General features: G+C 48.2%; 29 protein-coding genes and 2 pseudogenes. 7 read left to right on the forward strand and 24 right to left on the reverse strand.

Annotation, left to right across the window (positions count from 1 at the left end):
* Positions 1–69: 69 nt before the first annotated feature.
* Positions 70–1,746 (forward strand): L-lactate permease LutP, encoded by a 1,677-nt coding sequence (gene lutP / locus NYE36_RS17475; RefSeq protein WP_031378309.1) that lies wholly within the window; start codon positions 70–72, stop codon positions 1,744–1,746.
* A 37-nt stretch (positions 1,747–1,783) separates the two neighbouring features.
* Here the strand turns inward: lutP and rpoN are convergent, their stop codons facing one another.
* Positions 1,784–3,094 (reverse strand): RNA polymerase factor sigma-54, encoded by a 1,311-nt coding sequence (gene rpoN / locus NYE36_RS17480; RefSeq protein ID WP_225045977.1) that lies wholly within the window; start codon positions 3,092–3,094, stop codon positions 1,784–1,786.
* 77 nt (positions 3,095–3,171) lie between these two features.
* Between rpoN and yvfG the strand changes: the two genes are divergently transcribed.
* Entirely contained in the window at positions 3,172–3,390 is a 219-nt protein-coding gene (gene yvfG, locus NYE36_RS17485) for a protein YvfG (RefSeq protein WP_003151570.1), read from the forward strand.
* Positions 3,391–3,403: 13 nt separating this feature from the next.
* Here yvfG and NYE36_RS17490 read toward each other — a convergent pair whose 3' ends face one another.
* The 15 genes from NYE36_RS17490 to NYE36_RS17560 form a co-directional block, all read right to left on the reverse strand.
* Positions 3,404–4,369, reverse strand: a complete 966-nt coding sequence (locus NYE36_RS17490; protein WP_094032510.1) for a polysaccharide pyruvyl transferase family protein — start codon at positions 4,367–4,369, stop codon at positions 3,404–3,406.
* Positions 4,348–5,520, reverse strand: coding sequence for an aminotransferase class I/II-fold pyridoxal phosphate-dependent enzyme (locus NYE36_RS17495; protein WP_007407381.1), 1,173 nt, complete (start codon positions 5,518–5,520; stop codon positions 4,348–4,350). Before NYE36_RS17495 ends, NYE36_RS17490 begins: the two co-directional genes overlap by 22 nt.
* A 4-nt stretch (positions 5,521–5,524) precedes the next feature.
* Entirely contained in the window at positions 5,525–6,172 is a 648-nt protein-coding gene (locus tag NYE36_RS17500) for an acetyltransferase (protein ID WP_327997512.1), read from the reverse strand.
* A complete protein-coding gene (locus tag NYE36_RS17505; protein ID WP_012118505.1) occupies positions 6,169–6,777 on the reverse strand; it encodes a sugar transferase in 609 nt (202 codons plus the stop codon). The genes NYE36_RS17500 and NYE36_RS17505 overlap by 4 nt, the downstream gene beginning before the upstream one ends.
* A complete protein-coding gene (locus tag NYE36_RS17510) occupies positions 6,774–8,291 on the reverse strand; it encodes an MATE family efflux transporter (RefSeq protein ID WP_047936224.1) in 1,518 nt (505 codons plus the stop codon). The genes NYE36_RS17505 and NYE36_RS17510 overlap by 4 nt, the downstream gene beginning before the upstream one ends.
* On the reverse strand, positions 8,288–9,322 hold the full coding sequence (locus NYE36_RS17515) for a glycosyltransferase (protein WP_047936225.1): 1,035 nt from the start codon (positions 9,320–9,322) through the stop codon (positions 8,288–8,290). The genes NYE36_RS17510 and NYE36_RS17515 overlap by 4 nt, the downstream gene beginning before the upstream one ends.
* Positions 9,319–10,395: a polysaccharide pyruvyl transferase family protein gene (locus tag NYE36_RS17520; RefSeq protein ID WP_039063683.1), complete on the reverse strand. Its 1,077-nt coding sequence runs from the start codon at positions 10,393–10,395 to the stop codon at positions 9,319–9,321. The genes NYE36_RS17515 and NYE36_RS17520 overlap by 4 nt, the downstream gene beginning before the upstream one ends.
* A 4-nt stretch (positions 10,396–10,399) precedes the next feature.
* Complete coding sequence (locus NYE36_RS17525; protein ID WP_047936226.1) at positions 10,400–11,437, reverse strand: glycosyltransferase family 2 protein; 1,038 nt, start codon at positions 11,435–11,437, stop codon at positions 10,400–10,402.
* An 18-nt stretch (positions 11,438–11,455) separates the two neighbouring features.
* Positions 11,456–12,559, reverse strand: a complete 1,104-nt coding sequence (locus NYE36_RS17530; RefSeq protein ID WP_007613926.1) for an EpsG family protein — start codon at positions 12,557–12,559, stop codon at positions 11,456–11,458.
* A gap of 3 nt (positions 12,560–12,562) precedes the next feature.
* Positions 12,563–13,699, reverse strand: coding sequence for a glycosyltransferase family 1 protein (locus NYE36_RS17535; RefSeq protein WP_069007624.1), 1,137 nt, complete (start codon positions 13,697–13,699; stop codon positions 12,563–12,565).
* Positions 13,692–14,534 carry a glycosyltransferase family 2 protein gene (locus tag NYE36_RS17540; RefSeq protein ID WP_012118512.1) on the reverse strand — a complete coding sequence of 281 codons (843 nt, stop codon included), beginning with the start codon at positions 14,532–14,534 and terminating at the stop codon, positions 13,692–13,694. The genes NYE36_RS17535 and NYE36_RS17540 overlap by 8 nt, the downstream gene beginning before the upstream one ends.
* Positions 14,531–15,670, reverse strand: coding sequence for a glycosyltransferase family 4 protein (locus NYE36_RS17545; RefSeq protein ID WP_069007623.1), 1,140 nt, complete (start codon positions 15,668–15,670; stop codon positions 14,531–14,533). Before NYE36_RS17545 ends, NYE36_RS17540 begins: the two co-directional genes overlap by 4 nt.
* Before the next feature lie 15 nt (positions 15,671–15,685).
* Positions 15,686–17,503 (reverse strand): polysaccharide biosynthesis protein, encoded by a 1,818-nt coding sequence (locus tag NYE36_RS17550; RefSeq protein WP_020954329.1) that lies wholly within the window; start codon positions 17,501–17,503, stop codon positions 15,686–15,688.
* A gap of 221 nt (positions 17,504–17,724) precedes the next feature.
* Positions 17,725–18,405, reverse strand: coding sequence for a CpsD/CapB family tyrosine-protein kinase (locus NYE36_RS17555; protein WP_007407393.1), 681 nt, complete (start codon positions 18,403–18,405; stop codon positions 17,725–17,727).
* Between the two features lie 5 nt (positions 18,406–18,410).
* Positions 18,411–19,118 carry a Wzz/FepE/Etk N-terminal domain-containing protein gene (locus tag NYE36_RS17560; protein ID WP_031378299.1) on the reverse strand — a complete coding sequence of 236 codons (708 nt, stop codon included), beginning with the start codon at positions 19,116–19,118 and terminating at the stop codon, positions 18,411–18,413.
* Positions 19,119–19,361: 243 nt separating this feature from the next.
* Here NYE36_RS17560 and NYE36_RS17565 point away from each other — a divergent pair, with 243 nt between their 5' ends.
* Both NYE36_RS17565 and NYE36_RS17570 read left to right on the forward strand, forming a co-directional pair.
* Entirely contained in the window at positions 19,362–19,817 is a 456-nt protein-coding gene (locus NYE36_RS17565) for a helix-turn-helix domain-containing protein (protein ID WP_003151541.1), read from the forward strand.
* A gap of 80 nt (positions 19,818–19,897) precedes the next feature.
* Positions 19,898–21,346 carry a carboxylesterase/lipase family protein gene (locus tag NYE36_RS17570; RefSeq protein ID WP_094032511.1) on the forward strand — a complete coding sequence of 483 codons (1,449 nt, stop codon included), beginning with the start codon at positions 19,898–19,900 and terminating at the stop codon, positions 21,344–21,346.
* Positions 21,347–21,384: 38 nt separating this feature from the next.
* Here the strand turns inward: NYE36_RS17570 and NYE36_RS17575 are convergent, their stop codons facing one another.
* Together NYE36_RS17575 and NYE36_RS17580 are read right to left on the reverse strand one after the other, a co-directional pair.
* A complete protein-coding gene (locus NYE36_RS17575) occupies positions 21,385–21,915 on the reverse strand; it encodes a dihydrofolate reductase family protein (RefSeq protein WP_015240641.1) in 531 nt (176 codons plus the stop codon).
* A 79-nt stretch (positions 21,916–21,994) separates the two neighbouring features.
* Positions 21,995–22,624, reverse strand: a complete 630-nt coding sequence (locus tag NYE36_RS17580) for a YitT family protein (protein WP_094032512.1) — start codon at positions 22,622–22,624, stop codon at positions 21,995–21,997.
* 133 nt (positions 22,625–22,757) lie between these two features.
* Here NYE36_RS17580 and NYE36_RS17585 point away from each other — a divergent pair, with 133 nt between their 5' ends.
* A complete protein-coding gene (locus NYE36_RS17585; protein ID WP_061047055.1) occupies positions 22,758–23,276 on the forward strand; it encodes a GNAT family N-acetyltransferase in 519 nt (172 codons plus the stop codon).
* A gap of 41 nt (positions 23,277–23,317) precedes the next feature.
* Here NYE36_RS17585 and NYE36_RS17590 read toward each other — a convergent pair whose 3' ends face one another.
* The 4 genes and pseudogenes from NYE36_RS17590 to NYE36_RS17605 all read right to left on the reverse strand — a co-directional run bounded on the left by NYE36_RS17590 (position 23,318) and on the right by NYE36_RS17605 (position 25,041).
* Positions 23,318–23,806 (reverse strand): phenolic acid decarboxylase, encoded by a 489-nt coding sequence (locus tag NYE36_RS17590; protein ID WP_007407400.1) that lies wholly within the window; start codon positions 23,804–23,806, stop codon positions 23,318–23,320.
* Positions 23,807–23,827: 21 nt separating this feature from the next.
* Entirely contained in the window at positions 23,828–23,986 is a 159-nt protein-coding gene (locus tag NYE36_RS17595) for a DUF3237 family protein (protein WP_007407401.1), read from the reverse strand.
* Positions 23,987–24,240: 254 nt separating this feature from the next.
* Positions 24,241–24,575: pseudogene (locus NYE36_RS17600) on the reverse strand (DUF1433 domain-containing protein).
* Between the two features lie 178 nt (positions 24,576–24,753).
* Complete coding sequence (locus NYE36_RS17605; RefSeq protein WP_025285326.1) at positions 24,754–25,041, reverse strand: DUF1433 domain-containing protein; 288 nt, start codon at positions 25,039–25,041, stop codon at positions 24,754–24,756.
* A gap of 242 nt (positions 25,042–25,283) precedes the next feature.
* Between NYE36_RS17605 and NYE36_RS17610 the strand changes: the two genes are divergently transcribed.
* Positions 25,284–25,481, forward strand: a complete 198-nt coding sequence (locus NYE36_RS17610; RefSeq protein ID WP_076982867.1) for a helix-turn-helix transcriptional regulator — start codon at positions 25,284–25,286, stop codon at positions 25,479–25,481.
* 24 nt (positions 25,482–25,505) lie between these two features.
* Here NYE36_RS17610 and NYE36_RS17615 read toward each other — a convergent pair whose 3' ends face one another.
* Entirely contained in the window at positions 25,506–25,850 is a 345-nt protein-coding gene (locus NYE36_RS17615) for a DUF1433 domain-containing protein (RefSeq protein ID WP_069007617.1), read from the reverse strand.
* Positions 25,851–25,916: 66 nt separating this feature from the next.
* Between NYE36_RS17615 and NYE36_RS17620 the strand changes: the two are divergent.
* Positions 25,917–26,021: pseudogene (locus tag NYE36_RS17620) on the forward strand (sporulation transcription factor Spo0A); the annotation flags it as partial.
* A gap of 181 nt (positions 26,022–26,202) precedes the next feature.
* Here the strand turns inward: NYE36_RS17620 and NYE36_RS17625 are convergent.
* The gene (locus tag NYE36_RS17625; protein WP_012118522.1) at positions 26,203–26,517 is read right to left on the reverse strand and encodes a DUF1433 domain-containing protein; all 315 of its coding nucleotides are present in this window, start codon (positions 26,515–26,517) and stop codon (positions 26,203–26,205) included.
* Positions 26,518–26,552 lie beyond the last annotated feature (35 nt).

Below are 26,552 nucleotides of genomic sequence, written 5' to 3' on the forward strand. Positions count from 1 at the left end.
ACCCGGTCATCAGATGACCTTATCATAAAAAGTAATCGCTTACATGACATAAGGAGGGGTTTTTTAGGGATGCAATGGACACAGGGGTACGCTCCTTTAGGGGGAAATTTGCTTTTATCGGCAGCTTGCGCGCTCGTGCCGATTATCTTCTTTTTTTGGGCGCTTGCGGTGAAACGGATGAAGGGGTACATCGCGGGGCTTTTAACGTTAGCCGTTTCACTTTTAATCGCTGTATTTGTTTACGGCATGCCGGCGGAAAAAGCGGTGATGTCCGCTTCTCAGGGAGCGGTATACGGGCTGCTTCCGATCGGCTGGATTATCGTCACATCGGTCTTTCTGTATAAAATCACCGTGAAAACAGGACAGTTTGAGATTATCCGGAGTTCGGTGCTCTCAATTACAGATGACCGGCGTTTGCAGGCGCTGCTCATCGCCTTTTCATTCGGGGCGTTTTTAGAAGGCGCCGCCGGTTTCGGCGCTCCCGTCGCGATCTCGGCCGCTTTGCTCGTCGGACTTGGTTTTCAGCCGCTGTATGCGGCGGGAATTTGCCTGATTGCCAATACGGCGCCCGTTGCCTTCGGCGCGATCGGCATTCCGATTACCGCCGTCGAAGGTCCGACCGGGATACCGGCAATGGAAATTTCTCAAATGGTCGGCCGGCAGCTTCCGTTTTTATCCGTCTTTATTCCGCTGTACTTAATCATTTTGATGAGCGGGTTTAAAAAGGCTTTTGAGATATGGCCGGCCATTCTTGTTTCCGGCATCTCCTTTGCGGCCGTGCAGTACGCAAGCTCGAATTTTTTAGGGCCTGAGCTTCCGGATGTGCTGTCGGCGCTAGTTTCCATGGCCGCGCTCGCTCTGTTTTTGAAATTTTGGAAACCGAAAACGGCCTTTCGTTTCGCGGCAGAACGGGAATCAGCAGCGGCCGCTGACCGGACGCAGATCAAGTACGGGGGCGCCGCGGTGTTTAAAGCGTGGTCTCCTTTCCTTCTTCTGACGGCCATGATATCCGTCTGGGGGATTCCCGGCGTGAAGGCTGCCTTAACCGGTCATTATGAAGGAACGTCAATGTGGCTTTCCTGGCTGAATGCAGCCGGGCGTGCATTGACCTTCACGCCTCCCGTCCCATTTGTAAATCAGCAGATTCTTCAGGCGGACGGCACGCCGATTGAAGCCGTGTACAAACTTGAGCTTTTCGGTTCAGCGGGGACGGCGATTCTGATTGCCGCCGTCATCTCCAAGTTCGCCCTCGGCATGTCGTGGAAGACATGGGGCGAAGCGTTTATAGAAACGGTGAAAGAGTTAACGCTTCCGGTCGTGACCATTGTTTCTGTTGTCGGCTTTGCTTATGTGACGAATGCTTCCGGCATGAGCACGACACTCGGTCTTGCGCTTGCCATGACGGGCGCGATGTTTACCTTTTTTTCGCCGGTGCTCGGCTGGCTCGGCGTATTTATTACCGGCTCTGATACGTCGGCCAATCTGTTGTTCGGCGGATTGCAAAAGGTGACGGCGCTCTCTGTCGGGATGGACCCGGTTCTCTCCGTTGCCGCCAATTCATCAGGCGGTGTCACCGGAAAAATGATTTCTCCGCAATCCATTGCGGTTGCCTGTGCCGCTGTCGGTCTGGCGGGCAAGGAGGCCGACCTTTTCCGTTTTACGATTAAGCACAGTCTGTTTTTGCTTCTGCTCGTCTGTCTCATTACATTTTTACAGCATCATCTGTTTTCATGGATGATCCCGTAACACGGAGAACCTCCCCGGGGTTTGGCTCGGGGAGGTTTCAGCTGTACCGTTTTCTCGCCGATGACGGCGGAATATTTAATTGGTCACGGTATTTGGCGACGGTGCGCCTTGAGATTCGGATGTCATATTGTTCATGCAGCAGATCGGCAAGCTTTTGATCTGAAAAAGGTTTCTTTTTATCTTCTTTACCGACCAATGCCTCCAGATGCGCTTTTACGGCATAATTGGAGGCGCCGCCGTCCCCCGACGATTCAGCTTTCGCCGAGAAAAATGTTTTCATTTCATACAGTCCGTACGGCGTCTGAACGTACTTCCCTTTGATGGCCCGGCTGATCGTTGATTCGTGGAGCTCCAGCGTTTCCGCCACCTCTCTTAAGGTCAGCGGCTGCATTCCGCTTTTTCCTGTGAGAAAAAAGGATTCCTGCCGTTCAGTCAGGACGCCGATAATTCTCGTGATCGTTTGTTTTCTTTGCGACAAAGCCCGGTTCAGCCAGCGCCACTCCTGATATTTTGCCGACAGATAATTTTTCGTGTCACGGCACCCGGCAGCTGACAAGAGCGGCTGATAATGGGTATGAAGCTGGATGTCAGGAAACGAACGGCTGTTGAGCTGCGCTTGAATGATGCCGTTTTTCACTGTGATGAAAATATCCGGTTCCACGTAAAAACCCGGCTCCTCATGCGCATAACGGAGCCCCGGCCTCGGATCAAGGGCGCTGATCATGTCAGCGATGTCCTGAATGTCTTTAAGCGGAATGCCCGTTTTTAGTGTAAGCGCTTTCCAGTTCTTTCTTGCAAATAGCTCAAAATAGGCGTCGGCAATCCATTCCGCCTGTTCGTTCCGCTCGGGAAGACGGCGGAGCTGAAGAAGGATGCATTCCTGCAAAGACCGGGCGCCGATTCCCGCGGGCTCAAGGGATTGAAGCTTTTTCAGAACCGCTTCCGTCTCCTCTTGTGAAGCGGATACATGGTCGGCGGCAGCTGGTATGTCCTCTTTTAAATATCCGTTTGAGTCCAATGAATGTATCAGATAATTGAAAATTTTTTTCTCGTCATCGGACAGCTTCATATCTAAGGCTTGCTGTTTGAGCGAATCCTGCAGCGTTTTGCGGGTATGTCTGATCTGCTGGCTTCCGTCCCGTTCTTTCATCCTGTTTTTACTTGTTTTATGGTAAGATAGTGGCGGCGTGTCTGTTTCCTTTCGTTCAATCAGAGGGTTTTCCAGTGAGAGCTCATCAATATATCCGGCCAGTTCCGCGGAATTGTATCCGAGTAATGTGATAGCCTGTTTAAGCTCTTGCGTTAATTGAGGCTTTAACATTTGTGTTTGCTGAAGTTTGATATCCATCATGCTCACTCCCCTTTTTTCATTGTACATGATTGGTTTCATACCGTATATACTTATTAAAAGGAGTTGCTTTATAGATGTCAGAACTTTTTTCTGTTCCTTATTTTATTGAAAACTTTACACAGCACATTGAAATGAATCCGAATGAAGACCGAATTCATGCGATGAACAGCTATTACCGCTCCGTCGTCTCAACCCTTGTTCAGGATCAGCTGACGAAAAACTCGGTTGTGCTCAAAAGAATTCAGCATTTGGATGAGGCGTACAACAAAGTAAAACGCGGAGAAACAAAATAAACCTTCCGCTCATTCACAGCGGAAGGTTTTCCTTCGTGCCGGCGGTTTCCCCGATCAGACGGACATCCGGCGCTTCGTGCATCCAGGTGTAATAATAGTTGGCGTTTTTCCCGTATGAATTATCAATGACGGTATTCGGTTTCCCGAGAAGCGAGGACAGAATGTGGCCGTGAAGCCTTGACGTTTCCACCGATTCGTACCTGCTGAAAAACAGGACCGATTTCTTCGTTAAGAAATCGGAATAGCGTTTCCAAAACCGCGCAATCGGCAGCGGGTTTCCCGCTTTTTTATTCAAAACATTCAGCGTTTGGAAAAAAGCGATTCCCCTGCGGTCGCTTGCTGACAGCACATCCTGCCAGTCGCAGCTTTTAACGGAAGAATTGTTTTGCAGCTTCGGATTGATTTCCCCATCCGTGCGGATAAAATGAAGCCTGCCGCGTGACGGAGCCGCTGACGCCGCCATCGGATACAGCTGATGGGCCATATCAGGCATAAGCCCGATATGATTCGCCGAAAAAAAGCGTTTCGCAGTCTCGTATGACACATGATCTCTCGTAAACAGGTGGAGATCCTTGTGCTCCGCAAAAAGCGCCGCTGTCTTCTCAAGCCGTGTCTCATCCTGATAATAGATGGATTGCGGCAGGATGACGATCCTGTTTTCCGGAAAGGATTTGACGATTTTTTCCCTGAACGTCTGATAGTACGGATAGAGATCCCCGAAATTTCCGCCACCCTGACAGACGATGATCGTCTTTTTGTCCGCCCGGCGCCCGAATGGAAAATTGTCGGGATTCCAGCGCTGTCTGACGCGGATGCCGTGCGCTTTAAAAAACGCCTCCGTCCCTTTCATAATCAATAAATCCCCTACATTTCCGTAGAGGGGATAGTCGGCATAAATGATGTCAGATTGCGGCGGTATAACGCTGAGCAGACCCGTCAGCGTCTCTTTTAATCGGCTCATAACATGGCGGCTGTCCATGTTTTCTCCCCTTTCGTTTCAAACAATTGCGCAAGTGCGTCAATGACACGCTGCTGCTCCTCAGAAGACAAGTCAGACCCGGACGGCAGACAGATACCCCGGCTGAAAAGGTTCTCAGAGACCCGCTCATGTTCGCTGTGAGGATAAAAGACGGAAGATGAGAAAAGCGGCTGCGTATGCAGCGGTTTCCACAGCGGCCGGGCCTCAATGTTCTGTTCCGCAAGACAGGCGACGGCTTCTTCCGGCGTCACGCCGTTATCAAGCGTCAGAGCCGTCAGCCAGCGGTTTGAAACCGTTCCTTCAAGCTCCGGCATCATGCGGATGCCCGGATATGTTTCCAGCGCTTCCCGATACCTGTGAAAGATTTCTCTCCTCGCCCGGACGCGATCTTCGAGCACTTCCAGCTGCGATATCCCCACGCCCGCGAGAATGTTGCTGAGCCTGTAGTTATACCCGAGCTCGCTGTGCTGGTAATGAACGGCGGCATCTCTCGCCTGGGACGCAAGAAACCTCGCTTTTTCAATCGCGGCTTCATCGTCAGACACGAGCATGCCGCCTCCCGATGTTGTAATGATTTTGTTGCCGTTAAAGGAATAAATGCCGAAACGGCCGAACGTGCCGCTCTGCCTGCCTTTATATGTTGATCCTAAGGACTCGGCAGCGTCTTCAATCAGACAGACGCCGTATGCGTCACAAAGGCTCATTAATTCATCCATTTTCGCGCTTTGGCCGTAAAGATTGACGGCGATCACCGCTTTCGGGAGTCTGCCGCGCCGCTTTGCATCCCGCAGCGCCCGCTCAAGCGCATCGGGCGACATATTCCACGTCTCCCATTCCGAATCAATAAAAACGGGCTCAGCCTGCTCATACACAATCGGATTCGCCGTGGCGACAAACGTAAAGGAAGGACAAAATACAACGTCTCCTTTTTTCACACCCGCAAGCCGCAGGGCAAGATGGATGGCGGCCGTTCCCGAGCTTACGGCCGCCGCGCTTTTCACTCCCGCATATTCCGCGAGCCGCGCTTCAAACGAATTGACGAGCGGACCGAGCGGGGCAATCCAATTGGAACGGAAGGCTTCTGCGATGTATTCCTGTTCTTTTCCGCTCATATGAGGCGGAGACAAATAAATCCGTTTGTTTGTTTGCATGAAATCATCCTTTTTCATTATGGATAGGGGAGATGACGCGGGCCGGAACGCCGACCGCCGTCACATGGCCGGGAATCCGGCTGATGACCGCAGCCCCCGCGCCGATAACGGACCAAGGGCCGATGTCAATCTGCGGTATGACGGACGCGCCGATTCCGAGGTGCGTTCCTTCCCCGACTTTCACTCCGCCGGCAAGCGCCGCGCGCGGTGAAAGATGGACGTAATCTCCGATTGTATTGTCATGATCGGCAACCGCCCCCGTATTGATGATGCAATGGGCGCCGATGTCAGCGCCCGCCTGAATGACGGCGCCCGCCATCACAACCGTTCCGTGTCCGACGGAAGCCGTTTCACTGACGATCGCCCCGGGGTGAATGAGTGCGGCATAATCGTCATCTTCAAGCCCAAGCGTTTCAGCAAGCTGCTTTCTGACGCCGTTGCGGCCGATGCATATCGTGAATACGGCCTCGGGGACGAGTTTCCGAAGCATGGGCACGTCTTTCGTCCGGCCCGTATATAAACCGTTCCGAACGGCAAAACCGCTGAATCCGTCATCCAATATGCCCGCAAGCTCCATATCGGAACGGGCCTGCACGATTTCCTTCACGACTTTTCCGTGTCCGCCGTTTCCGATCAGCACGACCTTTTTCACGATGACATATCTCCGCTGCCTGTGAAGCGCTTTGCCGTCACATGGCCGGCTTGATGTATGCCTTCTGACACGAGAACTTTTTTCACTGTTAAAAGCAGAATCTTTAAGTCGAGAAGAAATGTGCGGTTGTCGACGTACCACACGTCGAGCTTGAATTTTTCCTCCCATGAAATCGCGTTTCTCCCGTTAATCTGCGCCCAGCCCGTAATCCCCGGCTTCACCTCGTGGCGCCGCGCCTGCTCCGCCGTGTAAAGCGGCAGATAATCCATCAGCAAAGGGCGGGGGCCGACAAGACTGATATCTCCTTTGAGCACATTAAAAAGCTGGGGAAGCTCATCGATGCTCAGTTTTCTGATCAGCCTTCCCGTTTTGGTCAGACGGAGATGATCCGGAAGCAGCACACCGTTTTCATCACGCGCATCCGTCATCGTTCTGAGTTTATACAACGTAAACGGACGACCGTTATGCCCCGGTCTCGTCTGTTTGAACAATACCGGAGACCCGATGGCGCATCTGACGGCTGCCATGGCGAAGAGAAGGATGACGCTCGCGCCGCACAATAACAACATCGCGGCCGCTATATCAAATACACGTTTCGCCTTCAAATCTGAACAGCTCCTTTCACTTTTCGGCATTTCTGTAAAGCAAGCCGCCTTTCTTCTTTCGTACAAATGAAGAAAAAAGCGAATGCGGCATAGCTCATGCATACGGCAAGCCCCGCGGCGATCAGGCCGGCCCAGCTGTCAAGCGGTGAAAACAGCCGGATACCCCGGCAGACAGCCCAGGCAAATACGGCCGCCGCCAACGGGCCGAACATGCCTTTGTAAAACGCGGTTTTCTGAAAGCCCGTAATATGCGAAACATACAGCGGCGTGAAGACGGCATTTTTCAAAATGAGAGAGACTGCACCGGCGATGGTGATGCCGTACAGCCCGAGATGTGCCGGTCCGCTGAGAACCACGGCCAATATGACATTCAGTCCGCCTAAACATAAAGTAACGACGGCGGGCGTTTTTTGTTTATTAAAAGCCGTCCATACGTAAAAAAGCGGCATGACAGAGAGACTGACCGCCAAATACCCGGCGTGAATGTATAAAAGCGGCGCCGTCTGCACAAACGACGGGCCCAGCCAAATCGCCAGAAACGGTTCGGCAAGCCCTCCTAATAATGCGGCGGGAAGCGCGAGCAGAAGCCCGTTCATCCGCACAGCCTTATTGGCGTAAGACAGGAGACCTTCCATATCTCCTTTTGAGTAATAGGAAGTCAAAACCGGCGCAAACAGGGAAGCAAGCGTCCCTGCAAGACTTCTGAGCAGAAGCGGGAATTGAATAATCGCCGCATAGACACCCGCCTCAGACGGCCCCAGCACGAGGTTGGCCGTCATGAGGTCAATCTGCAGAAACAGCAGCACGCCGATCTGGTTGACAGAGCTCCAGGCACCGGCCGAAAACAGCACTTTGCTCGTCTGTAATGACAAGGTTTTACGGCTGAAAGAAAACCACGGAATCAATTTCTTAAAGAAGAAAAAAGTCAGCACGGCCGCACAGACGGCTCCCGCTAATGCCGAAAGCTGGATCTGCCAGATTTTCGGCGGCAGGCACGTAAACAGAGCGAGCACACACAGCACCCTGACCAGCATTTGCACGGCCTGAATGGAGCTTGTGATATAAAGCTTGTTGGCAAAAAACGGCCCCGTCGCGAAACCCGCCATAAAAAACGTCAGCATAAACAGCACGCTGCCGATTACGATAGACAGCCTCACATCCGTTAAGAGCCCGGCCGGCACATTCATAATCTTGTCAATAAAAAAAGCCGTCCCGGCGAGCGGCACAGCGAGTAATAGAGATGTCACGACAGACGCGGCTAAATAATTGCTTACATACGCATTGGCCTCATCCCTGTTCCCCCTGTGGGCGGCGACGGAGAAAAACCTCACAACGACAGAGCTCAGCGCAACGGTAATAATAGAGAAATAGTTAATGATATTCTGTGTCAGATGGACAAATCCAAAAGCCTCCACACCTAATGTTTTCACAATAAAGGGCGTCATCCACACTGATAAAAACACCGATAGTAAAAACGCCGTCACATTGGCGCCGAAATTAATGGCAAATTTCATGCTCCTTCCGCACTGCCTTTCTCTTTCGATTTCCGTTCGAAAAACGCATGCAGAAGAAGAGGAAGGCGCATTTTGCACAGGCCGAGCACCACGCGCTCCCCCGCCAGCAGCTGTTTATGGCGGCACGGCGTCCTGCGCACCGCAGTTTTTACCATGTCATACGTTAAGATTCTGCCGATGTGCGCCGTAATCTGATGTGACGGCTGCGGGGCGGCGCATGCGTTGGCGATCAGCATCGGAATCTGATGCTTGCACAAATATGTATCGATATCGCTCCGGCAGGCGGCCGTCAGCCCGTTTTCCTCATAAAAAGCCATTTTCGCTTTATATTGCTTTTGCAGTTCTTGATCTAAGTGGGGCTTAAACGGTGTTTCTGTGAGACTTTGCGGATTTTCCCGGTAGATATACAGCCCTTCGTCTATCACTTTGACACGCGCGGCTTGGCGGAACGCTGCCAAATTAAACGGAGAGTCTTCGGCAAACCGGATATCTTCATGGAACAACAGCCCTTGCAAAGATTCTCGCCGGTATATATAGCGCCACACATACCAAATAAACCGATGTTCGTGCGCGCGGGTCAGCAATGCAGTCATTTCATCCGCTGTGAAGACGCGGCCCGGCGGAAGGGACGGCGGCATATACGTTCGTTTCTTAGACGGCGTTTCCTTATAATAACCGCAGCCGGCGATATCCAGCCGGTTCTTCTCCGCTTCTTCATAAAGCCGCTCGAACATCGTTTCCGTCACATAGTCATCGCCGTCCGCAAAACCGATATAACGGCCGCGGGCGGCTTTTATTCCGGCATTGCGGGCCGAGCTGAGACCGCCGTTTTCTTTATGAATCACCCGGATTCTCGCATCTTCTGCGGCGAATTGTTCAGCAATCCGGCCTGACTGATCCGGTGAACCGTCATTGACGAAAATGATTTCGATGTCTCTCAGCGTCTGTTTTGTTAAAGAAACCGCGCATTCTTTCATAAAAGGCTCTGTCTTATACATCGGCACGATCACGCTCACAAGCGGCGCGGTCATTGGGCATCACCGCTGATTTTCGAGCGCAGCCCGGCAAAATAAACACTGCGCAAAGAACCGCCTTCCTCATGCTTGCCGCTGAGCAGCCGGTTTACGGCGGACGTTACGGCTTCAGGGTCTGGACGTTCAAGCAATGTCATGTTCGGTATGTTTTTCAGCCATTGATAGCCTTCCATCACTTTATGATCAAACGAACGAATGACGACACAAGGCGTTTTCGTCAGCGCACAAAAAATCATCCCGTGAAGCCTGTCAGTGACGACGGCTTCCGCGCCTTTCAGCGTATTCCAAAGCTCTTCCAGCTCCTTTTCGCGTGTATGGCGGCTGACCCTCCGGCCGACCGTCGTCGTAAAGGAATGCAGCTCGCCGTACTCTTTTGCCAAAGCTTCTTTAACCATCGTTCTGTCCTCAGCCGTCAGCGCACTCTCCTTATCCTCCCGTAAACAGAGGTAGATCCCTTCCCGCGGGATGCGCCGCTCGCTTTTATCCAAATATAAGACCATGTCAGGCTGTTTGAGCACTGTTTTTCCGGGAAAATGACGCTTCATCCATTGATACGTCGTCTCATCTCTCGCCATTAACAAAAGGTCGGGATGCGCATTGTACACTTTTCGGGCGCGCTTCAGTTCCTTCCGTCCCTTTTTTGATTCAGAAAAATGAGCTGTCGCCGGAAGCTGAACGATCCGATATTGCCGGAATGTTTTTATGATAAAGCGGCGCGTCCATTCCTCATACCGGTACAAATCCCCCATGTTCCCGCCGCCGATGATGAATACCATATCATCGGGGTGGCGCTTTTTGATCAGCGCTTTTGCGGATCTGTATATATCCTTCATATCCACCTCGACAATGTCAAAATCGGGATACTCCCGTTCAAGAAACGTTTTGCTTGCGTAGGCGATGGCGTGATCGCCGAGATTATCGTGGGACGGGAGCAGCGTCAGAATGATCTTTTTTCTAGCCGCTGTAAGCCCCGCCCCATCCGCTGACGTTCCGAAATGAAATTGGGACGGGTATTTGACCTTAAGCAACAGCCATTCCGCGAGATTGATTTTTAAAGATTGTATCGACATGTCTTCACCCTCTGATTTTCATTTTGTACTCGATTGCCCGCTGATACGCGGCTGATGCCAGCGACACGAACGGAATCAGCTTCAGCTTCGCCAAAAGCAGAAGGCATGAGCGTTTAGCGTCAAACGGCGCCGTTCCGGTTTTGGAAAGGCTCAGGCGAAACACGGGATCAGCGCATATCCGGCTGATATTCTTCCACTTCTCAGAAAACCGGCCGCCATTATTCCGCTTCCATTCATTCAGCAGGCAGACTGTTCCGTGCTGAACGATGAAAAAATCCAGCTCCTGCCGGTATTCCTGTAAGCAGCCGTTTTCACGCAAAAAAGCCTCGTTCAGCCGATAGAGAACGAGACCTGAGTCAAACAGCTTTTTCTGATAGCTTTGCACAATGGAAGTCAAGTGAATCCGATAATGATAGAGCGGCTGATCCACGTACGAGACCGCACCTGCGAAAACATGCGCCCGGAGGCTGAAGTACTGATCCTCCACGTGCTCCAGCTCATCACGAAGCGGAAAGCGCAGCTGATGATGCTCGATCATGGTTCTTTTGTACAGCTTGTTCCATGAAAAACCGCTGACTCTTCCTTCAAATAAATCTTTCAGGTACCATTGTTTCGGGCGGCCCGCGTACGCTGAAGCGATCGTTGAAACGGCGGTTTTCCCCGTATCCGCAAATTCGGCCGCATATTCGCAAATCACGAGATCAGCCTGATCAGCCTTCGCTTTTTCATACATGCGCAGGCAATAATCAGGTTCAACCCAGTCGTCCGCATCAATAAAAGCGATAAATTCGCCGCGCGCCGCCTCGATCCCCTTGTTGCGGACTGCGCCGAGCCCCCGGTTTTGCTGATGAATGACCCGGATTCTCTCATCCCGCTTCTGATAGGTTTCAAGAATCGCCGGGCTTTGATCCGTTGACCCGTCATTAACAGCCACGATTTCAATATTGGCGAGCGACTGATTGAGCAATGAATCTAAGCATCTTTCTAAATAAGTTTCCGTATTATACACAGCAATTAATAAACTGACCGCGGGTGTTTCCATATAAACCTCCAATATCCATTACCGGGAAAAAATCGTTCTGTACGGAAGCACAGACGAATCGACCGGCATAAGCAAGTAACTGTAAAGAAAATAACAGACAATAATGGCGATATAAATCAGCGCATTTGATTTTTCATCAAAAATCCTCACAAAATAAGGGATCAGGATCATTTGGTACAGGCCGAAATATATATTAAACCGGGCGAAAATAACATCCTTTGTCGCCAAAAGACCGAAGAGCAAGCCGAGCAGACAGAAATTCACGATGACATCAATGTCGGGCCAGAGCTTCCGCAGCCGCTCCCGATAGCAGAAAGCCAAAAACAGCGGCAGAAGCAGCACCGCGATTTTTACGACGTTCATCCCATTCGTATTGGTCATCAGCCATTTCTCATAATGGCCGTACGAGCTGTTTTCCAGCACGACGACAAACAGCGAAATGAACTTCTGATACAGAAACGTCATAAGAAGAAACAATGCCGACAGTCCGAAAATCGCGGGCGACCAGGCTCTTTTTCTGACGAGAAAATAAACCGGAATCATAATCAGCGCTGAGGAATGAAAAAGCGAACACAGCAGCACGATTGACATATAACGCTTCCAGCTTCCGCTGATCACGTAGCGGACGGCCCAAAACAAAACGGCCGCCACCATATACTGCCTGATCCCGTTAAAGGAAGCGTAATAGTGATACGTGCCCAAAAACAAAAACACACTCAGCTCAAACGGACGGCCGAACTCAACGAGCCCCTTTAAAATAAAGCTGCACGTCACGACCGCCACGGTGAAATACATGATTTGCGGATCTTTCGTGATAAAATTCATGAGCCAGATGAGAGCCGTAAACCCCGGATCAACGGCTGCTTTTTTCGCTCCGAACCCGAAGATCTCCCAAATGCTTCCGTAATTTCCCGCCAGCTTGTACATCAGCGCGTACGTCTGAAAATCCGTCCCGACTCTGTAGCGCAAGCCGGAGACCAATACGAGCGATAGCAGCGGAACGATCATGACGAGCTGATTCGGCCGGTATCCGGTCGAAAGCGATTGATCACGCCCGCCGCACATTTTCGCGAACCATGACCAAATATAAACAATTCCCATATTGACTACATATACAATCATTCGTTACTGTTCCTTTTTCCAATTCATATTGTAAAGCTTCATAACAGCCCCCGCATTTTCTCCCGCGTCATATCCCTGCCGTCTGAGGGTTTCTTTAATGCGCGCCCCGTCAGGCTTTGCCGCCTCTGCTGCCCGTAAAACCGCGGATGCCCATTGTCCGGGCGGTTCTTTGAGGCTGAGCCTTTTGACCAGCCCGAGCCCGGCATCGGCTTCTTCCGTTATGCCGTCTGATATCACGCACGGCACCCCGGAGGCCTGCGCTTCAACGAGCGTGACGGGCAGCCCTTCATAAAGAGACGGCATGACAAATACATCCAGCGTTTTCAGCAGGGCATGAACGCGGTCTTCTATGCCGATAAAACGCACATCATCATCAAGCCCCAGCTTCGCCGCCAGATTTTCCATATCGGTGCGAAGCGGACCGTCTCCGGCGAGAATCAGCTGTAAACCGATGCCCCGCTCTTTCATATCAGCGGCCAGCCGGAGCAGAAATTCGTGGTTTTTTTCTTCTGTAAAGCGGCCGATATGGCCGATCACCAAACGGCCGACTGCAATGCCCCGCTTCCTTTTTTCAGCTTCTGTGTCCGCGCACCCGCCGGCAAATAAGCCGAGATCAATGCCGTTCGGCAAAAGATGCACGTCTTTTTCTTTCCCGAATAAGAAACGGCCCGCGTCTTTTCCGCAGGCGCACAGTGCCGTGGCGTTTGCCGTGATCAGCCGTCTGAAAACAAACAGCTGCATCCCGGCAAGCCGCGACGCCCGCCCCCGCCACGACGTACTGTGCGAATGGCAGATCCGCACCGGGACGCCGGCTAAACGAGCGGCAAGCGCGATGAATCCCGACTGAAAATCGGTATGGGCGTGCACGGCGGCAAACGGGCCTTTTTCCTGAATCACCCGCTTGACCTGTTTCACAAATGTAATCGGGTTTGTGCTGCCGATGCTCGGCACATAAAAAAGCCGTCCGCCGAGAGCAAGAATTTCCTCATCATAAGCGCACGGATCGTTCCTATGGGTTAAAAAATCAAACTGCACCTTCGTTCTGTCCATCTTCCGGTACAAATTCATCATCATCGTTTCTGCGCCGCCCCTGTTCATCCCGCTGAAGATGTGCAGCACCCGCATCGGTTTGTCAGTCATGTTCGGCAAGCCCTTCTTTTTGGCGGATGTCCCTGTTTTTATGATAACGGTTCATGACCGCGGGCGGCGTAATGGCGCGGATGAGCGGTTTTGCGATATACGCGTAATGGGAAAGCGGCAGCTTCAGCCGTCTGCATGCCTGAAAAACGAGGACCGCGTTATCAATGGAATACGTAAACGATCTCCTTTTAAACGCATCGCTGTCCTCTCTGACTTTATACAGCGTTTCTTGAAGATTGTACCCCCGGAAACCCGCTTCAAAAAAGCGCAGCCACAAATCGATATCCTCCATCCGCCGCGTCCGCCTGACTGACCGGTAGCCGCCAAGCGCTTTGTACGCTTCGGCCCGCATCATAATGGTGCCGTGGCAGAATGGTGTGCCTTTCGCCATAATTCCCGGTTTCGGCACGGGCGGCAAAAGCCGGGCGCCCCTTACACCGAATTCGTCAAATACGAGCATCCCCGTGCCTACGACTTGATAGTGGGCGTGCTTGTTTAAGAAAGCGGCCTGTTTTTCCAGTCTCCTCGGGTTGGAGATGTCATCACCGTCCTGCCTGGCGATATAATCCCCCGTTGCGTATGTCAGACAGCGGTTAAGCGAAGCGGCAAGCCGTTGATTTGTCTTATTTTGAATCAGCGTAATCCGGTCGCCGTAATGATCCGCGTAACGGCGCGCAATCTGATACGTTCCGTCAGTTGACGCGTCATCACACATAATCAGTTCCCAATTCTTATAAGATTGGCTCAGGATGGATTCAATACTCTCCGCTAAAGTCTCTTCGCAATTATAAATTCCCATGATGACGGAAATTTTCGGTTGTGCTCCTGCATTCATACGCTTTTCTCCTTTTTATCCATATAACCGGCGTAAATGTGCGCCATTTCCTTTACCGTACGTGTTTCCGAAAAACATTCCGCCGTCCTGCGCCCTTCTTGTCCCATTGCTCTTCGCAGACACGGGGAGCGGTACAGCTTTTCAATCCGATCGGCAAACGCCGCGCTGTCCCCGGCCGGCACGAGAAAACCGTTCACACCGTCTTCGATGATCTCACGGTGCCCCCTGTTGTCCGCGGCAACGGCCGGCTTTTCGGCAGCCATTCCTTCAAGCAGATTCATGCCGAGCCCTTCGCGGATGCTTGAGGCGACAGACAGATCGGCAAGCTGAATCAGTTCATGAATATCGCGGCAAAAACCGTAAAACCGCACCATGTCGGATACACCGAGTGATTCAGCCTTTTTTCTGTACGGCGCTTCCATCACGCCTTCTCCGGCAAATACGAGTTTCAGCTCCGGGATGCGGTTCTTCAGCAGTGCCGCAGTCTCAATGAGAAGTCCTTGGTTTTTATTGCCGTTTAATTCAGCGGGGTATACGAGAATAAATTCCCCGGCGCCGAAGCCGTGTTTTTCTCTCAGACGTTCACTCTCTTCCCGGCTCACAGGGCGAAACCTGTCTGTATTCACCCCGATGCCGTGTATTTTTTTCGCGCCGCAAGCTGTTTTTTTCATTTGCTTGGCCCGTTCGTAATCCTCTTCATTAATCGTAATTAAACAATCCGTGTAAGAAGAAAGAAATTTTTCGATCGGGTAATAAAGAAGCCAGTTTTTCAGGGGCGCTCCGTCGCAGAAGTGAAAGCCGTGCGCGGTGTACAGCACCTTTGTCCCTTTTTGGCGCGCTTGTCTCGCCGCAAGGCGTGCAAGCACGCCGCCGACCGGCGTATGACAGTGAATCATGTCGTAGCCGTTGTCCTGAATGATCCGTTTCAGCCGCCTGTAAACAGAAAGATTTTCGGGATGAAACGGCGAGCGCCGGATCGGAATGGAAAACTTTTCATCAACGAACGGAAGATTCATATTGCCGCCTGCCGCGACGTGCACCTCCCAGCCCATATCCTGAAACCATTGAAAATACGGAAGATGAAAGGCTTTAAAATGATAATCGACAGTGGCGCAGAATAATACTTTTTTCGTCATCTTTCTGTCCTCCCATCACACGCCTGCGGCCGCTTCTTCATGTACTGATTCGATTGCCTCAAATAGCCTTTTTCTCAGCTCTTCTTCAGGCAGACGGCTGAATTCCTCCATAAAACGGATGAGCACGGCCCAATTCCCGTCCACCGCTTTCCCGATATGGATTTTCGGAAAAATCTGCTCCGTATGTACTTCATTATGATTCAGCAATTCTTCATACATCTTTTCTCCCGGGCGGATGCCGGAGAATTCGATGGGAATCTGTTCTGTCGTATAGCCTGATAAATGAATCAGGTTTTTGGCCAGATCGACGATTTTGACGGGTTCTCCCATATCCAGAACGAAAATCTGCCGCCCTTTTGCAAGCGCTCCCGCCTGAATGACGAGTCTTGACGCTTCGGGGATCGTCATAAAATATCTTGTCATCGCCGGATGCGTGACGGTGACGGGTCCGCCTTTTTCAATCTGCTTTTTGAAAATTGGAATGACGCTGCCGCGGCTTCCGAGCACATTTCCGAAACGGACGGCGGCGAATTTGGTGCGGCTGACCTTTCCGAGGTTCATGATGACCATTTCTGCAAACCGTTTCGTCGCCCCCATGACATTGGCCGGATTGACCGCTTTGTCAGAAGAAATCAGCACGAATGTTTCCGTTCCGCACATGTCGGCGGCTTCGGCGACATTTTTCGTGCCGATAATGTTGTTTTTAACGGCTTCTTCGGGATTATGTTCCATTAACGGCACATGTTTATGGGCAGCCGCATGATAGACGACGTGCGGCTCGTATTTTTTCATCAAGGTAAAGATTTTATCTCTGTCCTGAATATCGGCGATCTCCGCGTGAAAGAGCACCTCTTTGCCGAAGCGTGCGGACAGCTCGGTATGTACGGAATGAATGCTGTTCTCCCCGTGGCCGAGAAGGACGATTTCCCGCGGAAGAAACGCGCTGATCTGGCGGCAGATCTCAGAACCGATTGAGCCGCCGGCGCCCGTGACCAGAATCGTTTTTCCCTTGATGCTGTCAGAAATTTTGCTCGTATCAAGGGTGACCGGCTTTCTGCCGAGCAGATCTTCGGCTTTTACATCTCTGATGTGTCCGGCAGCCTGCGTTCCGAGCAGGATCTCATCAAATTGCGGCATGATTTTAATATGGGCGCCCGTCTGCACACATTCTTTGTATAACGTCTGAAGCTCATGGGTGCAAAGAGACGGAATGGCAATGATAATATGGTGAATTCTCAGCCTCTGCACTGCCGGCATAATGCTTTCTTTTCCGCCGATGACGGGCAGGCCCATGATTTCGAGCTTATGCTTCGTCTGATCATCATCAATAAAAGCCACAGGCATGATTCCGAGATCGTTTTTCTGGGTAAGCTGACGGACGAGCAGCGTCCCCCCCGCACCTGCGCCGATGATCAGCGCCCTGGAAGAGTCATTTTGCTTCCTGCCGATCGTTTCTTTCAGCACCCGTGAAATCATCCGGCTTCCTCCGATGAACAATAGCTGAACCATCCAGCTGACGGCCAACAGCCGGAACAAAATCGTGTGGAACACCCCGTATTGGACGGCGGCTGTCACAGCTGCGGACAGCGTGATCCCCTTCAGCAGATCAAGCAGCTCTCCTATTCCCGTGTACGTCCATACCTGCTTATACTGGTGAAACATAAAAGCGCATACATGATGGCTGATCAGCATGCTCACGGCAGTCAGCAGCAACGCTCCGGAGTCATAAAAGTGATAAGAATCCTCAAAAAATTGATATCCTATAACAACGGAAAGTAAAACGAGATACGTATCCAATGCAAAAATCATTGAAAGTCTTCTCCGGTAAGTCAATCTTTCCCCTCCTCATTTATCGGTTTAGCTGATACGGTTTTCGTAAAAACAGACATAACAGCTAAGCCGATAACAATGCATCATCTTAAGATAAAATTGGGCATTTAACCCGTCCTCACACCCCGCCACCGACGACCAGCATCTAAGGCGGCGAAAAACGCCGCCCACAGCAGAGCCGAGTGCCTCCGTTGATAAAGGTAAGGAGACATCACCTGCACCGCTCAATACGAGTAGTGCTCCGTTTTTTTGATTTTCTTTTTATTCAGCAGCGCCCCCAAAAGCTTTGCCTTTGACTGCTGGAGCGCGTCTCTCGCCTTTTGGACGGTATCCATTTTCGTTTTTCCGCTCAAGACGACGAGAACGCTTCCATCTGTCTGGTTCGCTAAAATCTGTCCGTCCGCCACAGCCAAAAGCGGAGGTGAATCGAAAATAACCAGACTGTACCGGCTGTACATCTCCTGAATCAGCTCTCCCATCGCCTTTGAAGATAAAAGCTCAGCCGGATTCGGCGGCGTCGGCCCGCTCGTTAAGACGTAAAGGTTATCAATCAGCGTTTTTTGCACCGTTTCGCCGAGGGAAGCGTTTCCGACTAACACATTCGTAAGGCCTTGTACATTTTCAAGCTGATAGGTCTCGTGTATCGTCGGTTTTCGTAAATCCGCATCGACGAGCAGCACCTTTTTTTCCTGCTGCGCAAATACCGCGGCAAGGTTGGCGGCGCTGAATGATTTTCCTTCTCCCGGAACGGAAGAAGTGACGAGAATAGAGCGCAAATGGGTCTGAACAGAGGAGAACTCAATATTTGTCCGAATGGTGCGGTATTGTTCAGCCACCAATGATTTGTGATGTAAAACGGATATTTGAGCCAGTCCCCTTCTTGATTTCTTTTTTCTGAATCCCAAACGCCTCACTCCCCGAAATGTTTTTCATCAGACCGTGTCTGCTGATTTTTGATGTCATACACAACCCCTAAAACAGGCAAGTCTGTTTTTTCGCTGAGCTGCCGCTCGCTTTTAACGGTTTCATCAAGAAAGTGGAGAAAAAACGCAAGCGTCACACCCGCCATGAGAGCCGCACCGAACGCCATCATGATATTCCTGATGCGCGAAGGCTTGACCATCGGGCTTTCCGATGCTTTTGCCTCAGACAAAACAATGACGCCTTTTATATTCATCCTGTCACGGACTTCTTTTTTAAATGTCTTCATCAGCGTGTTCGCTATAGCGGCGGCCTGTTTCGGATTCTCGTCCTGCACCGCTACGGTAATGATCTCTGAATCGGTTTCGCTGCTTGTCGTGATCTTTGCTTTTAAAGCGGATGCCGTCTCAGAAAGATGCAGCGTCTGCTTCACTTTCTCAAGCACAACCGGGCTTTTCATTATCGTTTGAAACGTATTGTTGTAATGAAGATTCAGCTGAACGTCGCTGAGATTAGAATTTTTTTCACCGCTTGTTTCATGAATGAGCACTTGGGTCGATGACTGATAAACGGGCGAAATCACCCGGAATTGGATGTATCCCGTCACCAGCGTTACAACTGCTGTCATGATAAAAATCAGTAAAAATCTGTGTTTAATAATGTCAAATAATTCTTTAAAACTCATATTCTCATTCATGTAATTACAGCCTCATCCTTATTGCATCAGGCTTAAACGCCCCCTTCTGTTAATGATTGGATTATAAAAGAAAAGGTCGAAATTTGAAAATTTCAAATTAAGCCATTTAGTTCTTTTTAAAGAACATTATCATGATTTTCCTCTTATTTACTGCACTTACCTTATAATTTTAAATTTTATAAAGAACGAAAAATTTCTTATAATGAACAAAAAATGCCAGTATACAGGGGAGAATTCAGCACAATGATTGGAAGAATAATTCGTTTATACCGCAGAAGAAAAGGCTACTCTATTAATCAGCTAGCAGTTGAAGCAGGTGTCTCTAAATCTTATTTAAGCAAGATAGAACGGGGGGTTCACTCAAATCCGTCCATCCAATTTCTGAAAAAGGTATCTGCCACCCTGCAGGTCGATCTGACGGAGCTTTTTGATGCCGAAACGATGCTGCATCACATGGGAGGCACGGAAGATGAGTGGCGCATCCACCTTGTGCAGGCCGTGCAGTCGGGCATGCCGAAAGAAGAACTGTTCACCTTTACGAACAAACTGACTGAAAAACGCCCGGAGCCCGCACCCTACCGCAACAGAAAACTGACTGAATCCAACATTGAGGAATGGAAAGCGCTGATGCAGGAAGCCAAAGAACTCGGCTTGTCCGTTCAGGAAGTCAGATCATTTTTAGAACGGAAGCGTTACTGATGATATGCTGATGAAAAGGCTTTTATTCGCTTCATGTCTTCATCTCTGTTTATAATGAAAAGAAAAAAGGGGATGAAATCATGACAAAACTTACCGTTCAAACCCGCTCCGGCGCACTGAAAGGAACTGCCGGCCGCGGTGCCCGCATATGGAAGGGCATACCGTACGCGAAGCCGCCCGTCGGAGAGCTCAGATTTAAAGCGCCGGAGCCGCCCGCACCTTGGGACGGCGTAAAACATGCCGATTCGTTCGGACCGGTTTGTCCGCAGCCGGATGATATGCTGTCTATATCGTTTTCCGGAGATGTACCGCCTCAATCTGAAGATTGCCTTTACCTCAATGTTTTCGCCCCCGATTCAGAGGGCGAAAAAAAGCCTGTCATGGTATGGATACACGGCGGGGCATTTTATTTAGGTGCCGGAAGCGAACCGCTTTACGACGGATCTGCCCTTGCCGCTGACGGAGATGTCATTATAGTGACACTCAATTACAGGCTCGGACCATTCGGCTTTTTACATTTGTCTTCTATTCATGACGCGTATTCCGCCAATATCGGGCTGCTCGATCAGATCGCCGCGCTGCGCTGGGTGAGGGACAATATCTCCGAATTTGGAGGAGACCCGGATAACGTCACGATATTTGGTGAATCGGCAGGCGGCATGAGCATCGCCTCCCTTATGGCAATGCCTGACGCAAAAGGCCTGTTTCATAAAGCCATTTTAGAAAGCGGCGCCTCTCATACGATCCCGGCGGACATGGCAAAAGACATCGCGGCGGCATTTATTCATGAAGCCGGCACTGATCAATTGCAGGAGCTTTCCGTTAATGACCTGCTTAAGACTGCGGATAAAGTGCGGCGCTCACTAGATCAAAACATTTTTCAGCTTTTGTTTCAGCCCGCCATCGATCCGGCCACATTGCCTGCGGAACCGGTGAAAGCCATAGCAGACGGGGCCGCAGAAGGCATACCTATGATCATCGGAACCAATCGTGATGAAGCATATTTGTTTTTCACCCCTGATACAGACATTCATTCCGAGAAAAAGCAGCAAGATTATTTGCATTATTACCTCGGAGAGAACTGCACCGAGCAAGCAGCAGATTTATATCCGCATTCATTAAAGGGACAAATCGATATGATGACGGATCTGATTTTCTGGCGGCCGGCTGTCGCTTTCGCACAAGGACAGTCGCAGCACGCACCGGTCTGGATGTACCGCTTTGATTGGCATGGCGAAACACCGCCGTTTCATAAAGCCGTTCACGCTCTGGAATTGCCGTTTGTGTTCGGAAACTTTGATTCTTTGAGAAAGACGCTGCAAGAACCGCTCGGTGATGACGCAGAACAGCTTTCCAAACAAATCCAATCCGCATGGCTCGCTTTTGCAAAAACCGGAAACCCGAACACCTCTCACTTCAATTGGCCTGAATATGATACCGATTCACGCAAAACTTTGCTTTTCAACACGGATACCGCTGTCGAAAGTGATCCCGATTCAGCAAAACGCCGCATCCTGTTTCAAGCATAAAAAACGCCAAGGGAGCCGGCTCCCTTGGCGTTTCGTTTTCATCTCACTTCATAATGCAACTCCGCAAATTGCTTATAGCGCCTGACATCAGTCAGCTTCAGACCTGTCTCCCGGTCTCCGGGTTTGAACAAAGAAATTCCGCGGCCGAGCAGAACGGGTGCGATCTGAATGATAAACTCATCGACAAGTTTTTCCTCCAAAACCGGGTGCAGCAGATCACTCCCGCCGACAATCCAAATCCGCTTGCCTTCTCGGCGTTTCAATGCTTTTATAAAATCGGCAGGCTCTTCATGAATAAACCGCACATGTTCAGTGCCCCCGGTCAATGTCCGCGAAAACACATAGCATTCTTTACCTTTGTACGGAAATTCCTCAGGCAATAAAACCAATATGTCCTCGTATGTTTTTCTGCCCATGATGATCGTATCGACAGATTCATAGAAAGCTTCATAATCGGTGCCGTCTTCACCTTCAGTTCCGATTAACCAATCTAAAGAGTGATTTTCCCGCGCAAGGTAGCCATCTGCGCTGACAGCTCCGTAAAAAACGAGCTTTCTTTGACCGCTCATAAAAATCCCTCCCCCTTTTTTATTATACCTTGAACATGCGGATGAAATGAAAAATGATAGAATCGGGTAAAAACCCCCGCTACCGGGTTTTCGTTTCTTCCTGCTTTGGAGATGCTGTTAATATGCCGTCTATCCATCTTCCGGTAATCGGCATAAAGAAATGGAGAATGACCCCTCCTAAACAAACTGTTAATAACGTTCCGATGCCTACCGGACCTTTTAGCATCACGGCCAGTATGAAAAATATGAAGTAAATGACCGTTCTTGAAAAAAAGATGCTTCTCCCGGTTAATTCGCGGACAATTAACGTTAACCGATCAACCGGGATCGGGGCGAAATTTGTGTGCAGATAGGTTGCGGTTCCTATCCCTATCACAACTAAACCGATTGCAAAACAGCCCGCCTTTCCGTACCATGGTTCAGGCGTTATGATTCGGTGCAGGAAAAAAAGCCACATATCAATCCCGATTCCCGTTATAAACGCCGTAATCATCCCTGTAAATTCCGGTCTTTGTCTTTTTAACATTGAATTACAGCAAATTAACAGGAAAGCGATGATGATTTCCCAGCTTCCCACGGTAAGCCCTGCATGGACGGATAATCCCACAATAAGCGCATCAAAAGGAGACGTTCCAAGATCTGATTGAATCGTGACAGAAATACCAAAGGTCAAGATCATGATTCCTAAAACATAAAAAACATATTTCACTTTATCGTCCTCATTTTCTTATTTTATGTTGCAAATACAACAAAATTACGGTATGTTTACTATACGGTATTTTCATTGCAAATACAACAAAAAATCAGCTGATATGATAAATGAAGAAAGGAGCTGTATGACCATGAGTATTCAATTAAAAAAGTGCAGCCTTAACGATATAACAGAGCTCCGGGAGATAAGCATTGAAACATTCAATGATACATTTAAGGATCAAAATTCACCAGAAAATATGAAAGCTTATTTGGAAAATGCATTCCGCTCTGAACAGCTGAAAAAGGAATTATCCAATCTGTCTTCTAAATTCTATTTTGTTTATTATCATGATGACCTTGCGGGGTATGTAAAAGTCAACATGAACGAAGCACAATCAGAAAAAATGGGTGAAGATTCTCTTGAGATTGAGAGAATTTATATAAGAAAAAACCACCAGAAACACGGGCTTGGCAAATATCTGCTGAATGAAGCTGTGAAAATCGCAACAGCACACAATAAAAAGAAAATCTGGCTGGGCGTATGGGAAAAAAACGAAAATGCAATCGCCTTTTATCAAAAAATGGGGTTTGTCCAAACTGGAGAACACTCTTTTTATATGGGGGATGATAAGCAAGTCGACTTTATCATGACCAAAACCCTGTCGTAAAAGGATACAAAAAACCCGGCCAAGCTGCCGGGTTTTTTCTCTTATTTTAATTTTCCCGCACGGATATCATCGGTCATTCCTTCGTACGGCGCTTCTGAAATCAGTGCTTCGTTATTGATTCCCGCATTGTTGAGATACGTAATATCCGCAAACTCGGGAACGACATATTTCGGATACGTTTCATATTTCTCACGTGACTCTTTCATCACGTCAATGTAATCATTTTGGTAGCACACCGTGATTTCCGGATGCTCATGCACCCATTTCGGGAAGAAAATAATTCCGTGCATCCGTTTTTCATTCGGCATAAAGTTTAAGGAAACGTCTGTGCCTGTCGGTTCAGTCCATGACACTTTGTATACGCCTTCTGTCAGTTTGACGATATTCACTTCCTGGTCGCGCACCCAGCGGCCGCCCACCATTCCGCTATGAATCCGATAGTCGATGGTATGATCATTTTTAATATAGATTTCATACTCCCAGCCGTTTTCATACGTGTAAATCATATGGCTTCCGATAAAGTTTTCCATGTTGACTCACTCTCCATCTTATTATTGAACTTCATAAATATCTAACCGAATGTCATCCGGCAATCTGACCGCAGCCCCGATAAACAGCCGGTCCTGCAGATGCTGATATGCCTCGCTGCTTGTTTCAAACACAGGCACAGTGCGGAAATACACGTGCTCGGGATCAATGATGCGGTTCACTGACTCATAAATGACTTTTTTAAAGAAGGTTCATTCAAGGACGTATCACCTCCCGAGATATTATGTTTATTTAAACATGTAACTATTTACATGTTTAATTGTAACGCTGTTAAAATGGACTGTCAAATAATGAGCTGTTCCGGTTATGTTTTTCAGTGTTCAATAAAAAAAGACAAGGGCGGCACATGCCGAAACCCTTGTCTTTTTCATTTGCTGTATACTCATATATCAAAAAACGCCAGACGAGCGTCTTCTTAGTAATCGCAATCTTTATCTCTGCATTCTTTCTTACAGCGTCTATTGAGTGCCCCATGATCTTGTCATTTGCCTTATCGTAAATACCATCGAATTTATTCGATGTATCACCGTTGTAATAGCCAAATACCTCTATCCCGCCCATTGGATCTATTTCGTATTTATCTTTAAATGTAACGTTATGTATGCCTTCATAATTCGATTTGATAAATTTCTCCATTCGTTCTTGAGCAATCTTTATCTCTTCAGCCTGAACATTTTTATCATTCATACTCTTCATTATAAAACCTCCGGCTGCTATTAAGATAATGAAGATAATAATATATTTTTTCATAGAACTCATACTTTCCATGAGTTATGATGAAGCTCGCGGACTGGAAAAATGGTGGTGACATCCGGTGCATTAATTCATACAAAAACAGACGCTATTTAGGCGACTTAAAGTTTTTCTTCAATGTTCACAGCGGATCATATAAACCGGCAAACAAGAGAACTTCTTTATTTTGCGTCTTTTAGTATTCACATTCTTTTTCCTGACATTCGGGTTTCTCTTCTGCATCGACTGACGAAACTCCTATTTCATCATTCGTTTTGTCATAAAGTCCGAAAAATTCTTTTTCCTTATTACCATTCAAGTACCCCTTCACGGAAATACCACCCATAGGATTTATTTTATAATCGTTAATGTATGTAATTTGCTTTATATTTTTGTAATTAGCTTTTATATAGCTTTCCATTTTATTTTTCGCTTGGTTAAAAAGTTCTTGCTCTGCTTCTTTTTTATCATGGTGGTACTTCATGTAGATACTTCCTGACGCTATAGTTATTACAAATATCAGGACAACCATGTATTTCTTCACAGACTCATCCTTTCTTAGATTAAATTTACATCAACCTCAGAGTGTTGTACATGTCTAAAAAAACATCAATGTATCAAATATCAGTGATCGAGATTACTTTTATATAAGCGTTAGTTAGACTAGCCTGAAGGGTGTGTGAATTTCTAAAAAAGTTTATAGTCAGATCTAGATTTAATGAAGTTATGAAGGAGAAGGGAATTCAAAGCCAAAAGGATTTGGCTGATTTAGTTGGTTCTACTGAGGTTACGATAAGCAGATTTAAAACAAATACAAGATATGATATCACAACACTATTCATTATTAACAGAGGATTAAATGTACCTATGGAAAATTTGTTTTATGTCGAGGAGATTAGAGGAAGAACAATACAACAAAATTAGCCCAGCTCGATTGAGCAGGCTAATTTATCTTGTACAAAGTTTATCTTTACATTCTTCTTTTGGTTCGGCATCAACCGTATATGACAATATTTCTTTATTGCCTGGGTCATATAGACCTTCAAACTCTTTTTTTCCGTTAGTATAACCCTTAACACTAATACCGCCCATTGGGTTAATATAGTAACCCTCAGAAAAATGGATATCTTTCACATTTTTATAGTTCGTTGTTAAAAACTTTTCCATATGATTCTGGGCTTCTTCGAATAACGCAATCTCTTTTTCCTTTTGATCATACTGATGCTTCATAAAAAGTCCCCCAACTGCTATAATTATTAAAATAAGGATAATTATGTAGTTTTTCTTTTTCATTTGGAAATCAACCCTTTCCTATAAATAACTGTCGTTCTTAAGTAAACGAAATGAGCGAAAACTTGATATACTTTCAGCATGTCAAAAGCAAAGCTAACCAATTCAGAATTCATCGCGATTGTTGCTGACAAGTTAAGATTGGAACTTAAAGCGAGTGAAATGCTGATCTGACGTTTTTCCTATCGTTGAGTTGTCATGATATTTGTACCGTTAATATCAGGGATACCTCGACAAATGAGACGGTAGAGGCGATTGGTCTCAGGAATAGGTTTGAACTGTATGAGAAACATATCACGAATTTTGTAAGATAATTAAACAAAATAAATACCCACTCATCCCTGAGGTGGGTATTTTACCTTTCTTCGGCATTGACCACTGAAATACCTATCTCCTTGTTCGTCGGATCATATATACCGGAAAATTCTTTTTCTTTATTATTATTTATGTAGCCTGAAACTTCAACTCCGCCTGTCGGATCGATATTGTAGTCTTTTGAAAAATGAACTTCCTGTACATTTTTATAGTCTTTTTTTAAGTAATTCTTCATGTGCTCTTGCGCCTCAATCACAAGTTTTTCTTCGTTTTTATGTTTATCATATTGACGCTTCACGAAAAAACCTCCCACTGCTATAATTATAACAATTAGGATAATAATGTATTTTCTCATGCGTATCATCCTTTCGGAACTATTTTACAATATAA

It is taken from the genome of Bacillus sp. FSL R5-0593, assembly GCF_038603755.1.
GTDB lineage: Bacteria > Bacillota > Bacilli > Bacillales > Bacillaceae > Bacillus > Bacillus velezensis.

What these genes read in the sequence shown, in the direction of transcription:
- rpoN (WP_225045977.1), bottom strand. Translation starts at nt 3,094, where the DNA reads ATGGATATCAAACTTCAGCAAACACAAATGTTAAAGCCTCAATTAACG.
- NYE36_RS17540 (WP_012118512.1), bottom strand. Translation starts at nt 14,534, where the DNA reads ATGAATGCAGGAGCACAACCGAAAATTTCCGTCATCATGGGAATTTAT.
- NYE36_RS17590 (WP_007407400.1), bottom strand. Translation starts at nt 23,806, where the DNA reads ATGGAAAACTTTATCGGAAGCCATATGATTTACACGTATGAAAACGGC.
- NYE36_RS17560 (WP_031378299.1), bottom strand. Translation starts at nt 19,118, where the DNA reads ATGAATGAGAATATGAGTTTTAAAGAATTATTTGACATTATTAAACAC.
- NYE36_RS17575 (WP_015240641.1), bottom strand. Translation starts at nt 21,915, where the DNA reads ATGAGCGGTCAAAGAAAGCTCGTTTTTTACGGAGCTGTCAGCGCAGAT.
- lutP (WP_031378309.1), top strand. Translation starts at nt 70, where the DNA reads ATGCAATGGACACAGGGGTACGCTCCTTTAGGGGGAAATTTGCTTTTA.
- NYE36_RS17525 (WP_047936226.1), bottom strand. Translation starts at nt 11,437, where the DNA reads ATGGAAACACCCGCGGTCAGTTTATTAATTGCTGTGTATAATACGGAA.
- NYE36_RS17605 (WP_025285326.1), bottom strand. Translation starts at nt 25,041, where the DNA reads ATGAAGTACCACCATGATAAAAAAGAAGCAGAGCAAGAACTTTTTAAC.
- NYE36_RS17510 (WP_047936224.1), bottom strand. Translation starts at nt 8,291, where the DNA reads ATGAAATTTGCCATTAATTTCGGCGCCAATGTGACGGCGTTTTTACTA.
- NYE36_RS17570 (WP_094032511.1), top strand. Translation starts at nt 19,898, where the DNA reads ATGACAAAACTTACCGTTCAAACCCGCTCCGGCGCACTGAAAGGAACT.
- NYE36_RS17520 (WP_039063683.1), bottom strand. Translation starts at nt 10,395, where the DNA reads ATGTCGATACAATCTTTAAAAATCAATCTCGCGGAATGGCTGTTGCTT.
- NYE36_RS17610 (WP_076982867.1), top strand. Translation starts at nt 25,284, where the DNA reads ATGAAGGAGAAGGGAATTCAAAGCCAAAAGGATTTGGCTGATTTAGTT.
- NYE36_RS17615 (WP_069007617.1), bottom strand. Translation starts at nt 25,850, where the DNA reads ATGAAAAAGAAAAACTACATAATTATCCTTATTTTAATAATTATAGCA.
- NYE36_RS17515 (WP_047936225.1), bottom strand. Translation starts at nt 9,322, where the DNA reads ATGACCGCGCCGCTTGTGAGCGTGATCGTGCCGATGTATAAGACAGAG.
- NYE36_RS17490 (WP_094032510.1), bottom strand. Translation starts at nt 4,369, where the DNA reads ATGGACAGCCGCCATGTTATGAGCCGATTAAAAGAGACGCTGACGGGT.
- NYE36_RS17530 (WP_007613926.1), bottom strand. Translation starts at nt 12,559, where the DNA reads ATGATTGTATATGTAGTCAATATGGGAATTGTTTATATTTGGTCATGG.
- NYE36_RS17545 (WP_069007623.1), bottom strand. Translation starts at nt 15,670, where the DNA reads ATGACGAAAAAAGTATTATTCTGCGCCACTGTCGATTATCATTTTAAA.
- NYE36_RS17565 (WP_003151541.1), top strand. Translation starts at nt 19,362, where the DNA reads ATGATTGGAAGAATAATTCGTTTATACCGCAGAAGAAAAGGCTACTCT.
- NYE36_RS17625 (WP_012118522.1), bottom strand. Translation starts at nt 26,517, where the DNA reads ATGAGAAAATACATTATTATCCTAATTGTTATAATTATAGCAGTGGGA.
- NYE36_RS17495 (WP_007407381.1), bottom strand. Translation starts at nt 5,520, where the DNA reads ATGCAAACAAACAAACGGATTTATTTGTCTCCGCCTCATATGAGCGGA.
- NYE36_RS17535 (WP_069007624.1), bottom strand. Translation starts at nt 13,699, where the DNA reads ATGACTGACAAACCGATGCGGGTGCTGCACATCTTCAGCGGGATGAAC.
- NYE36_RS17585 (WP_061047055.1), top strand. Translation starts at nt 22,758, where the DNA reads ATGAGTATTCAATTAAAAAAGTGCAGCCTTAACGATATAACAGAGCTC.
- yvfG (WP_003151570.1), top strand. Translation starts at nt 3,172, where the DNA reads ATGTCAGAACTTTTTTCTGTTCCTTATTTTATTGAAAACTTTACACAG.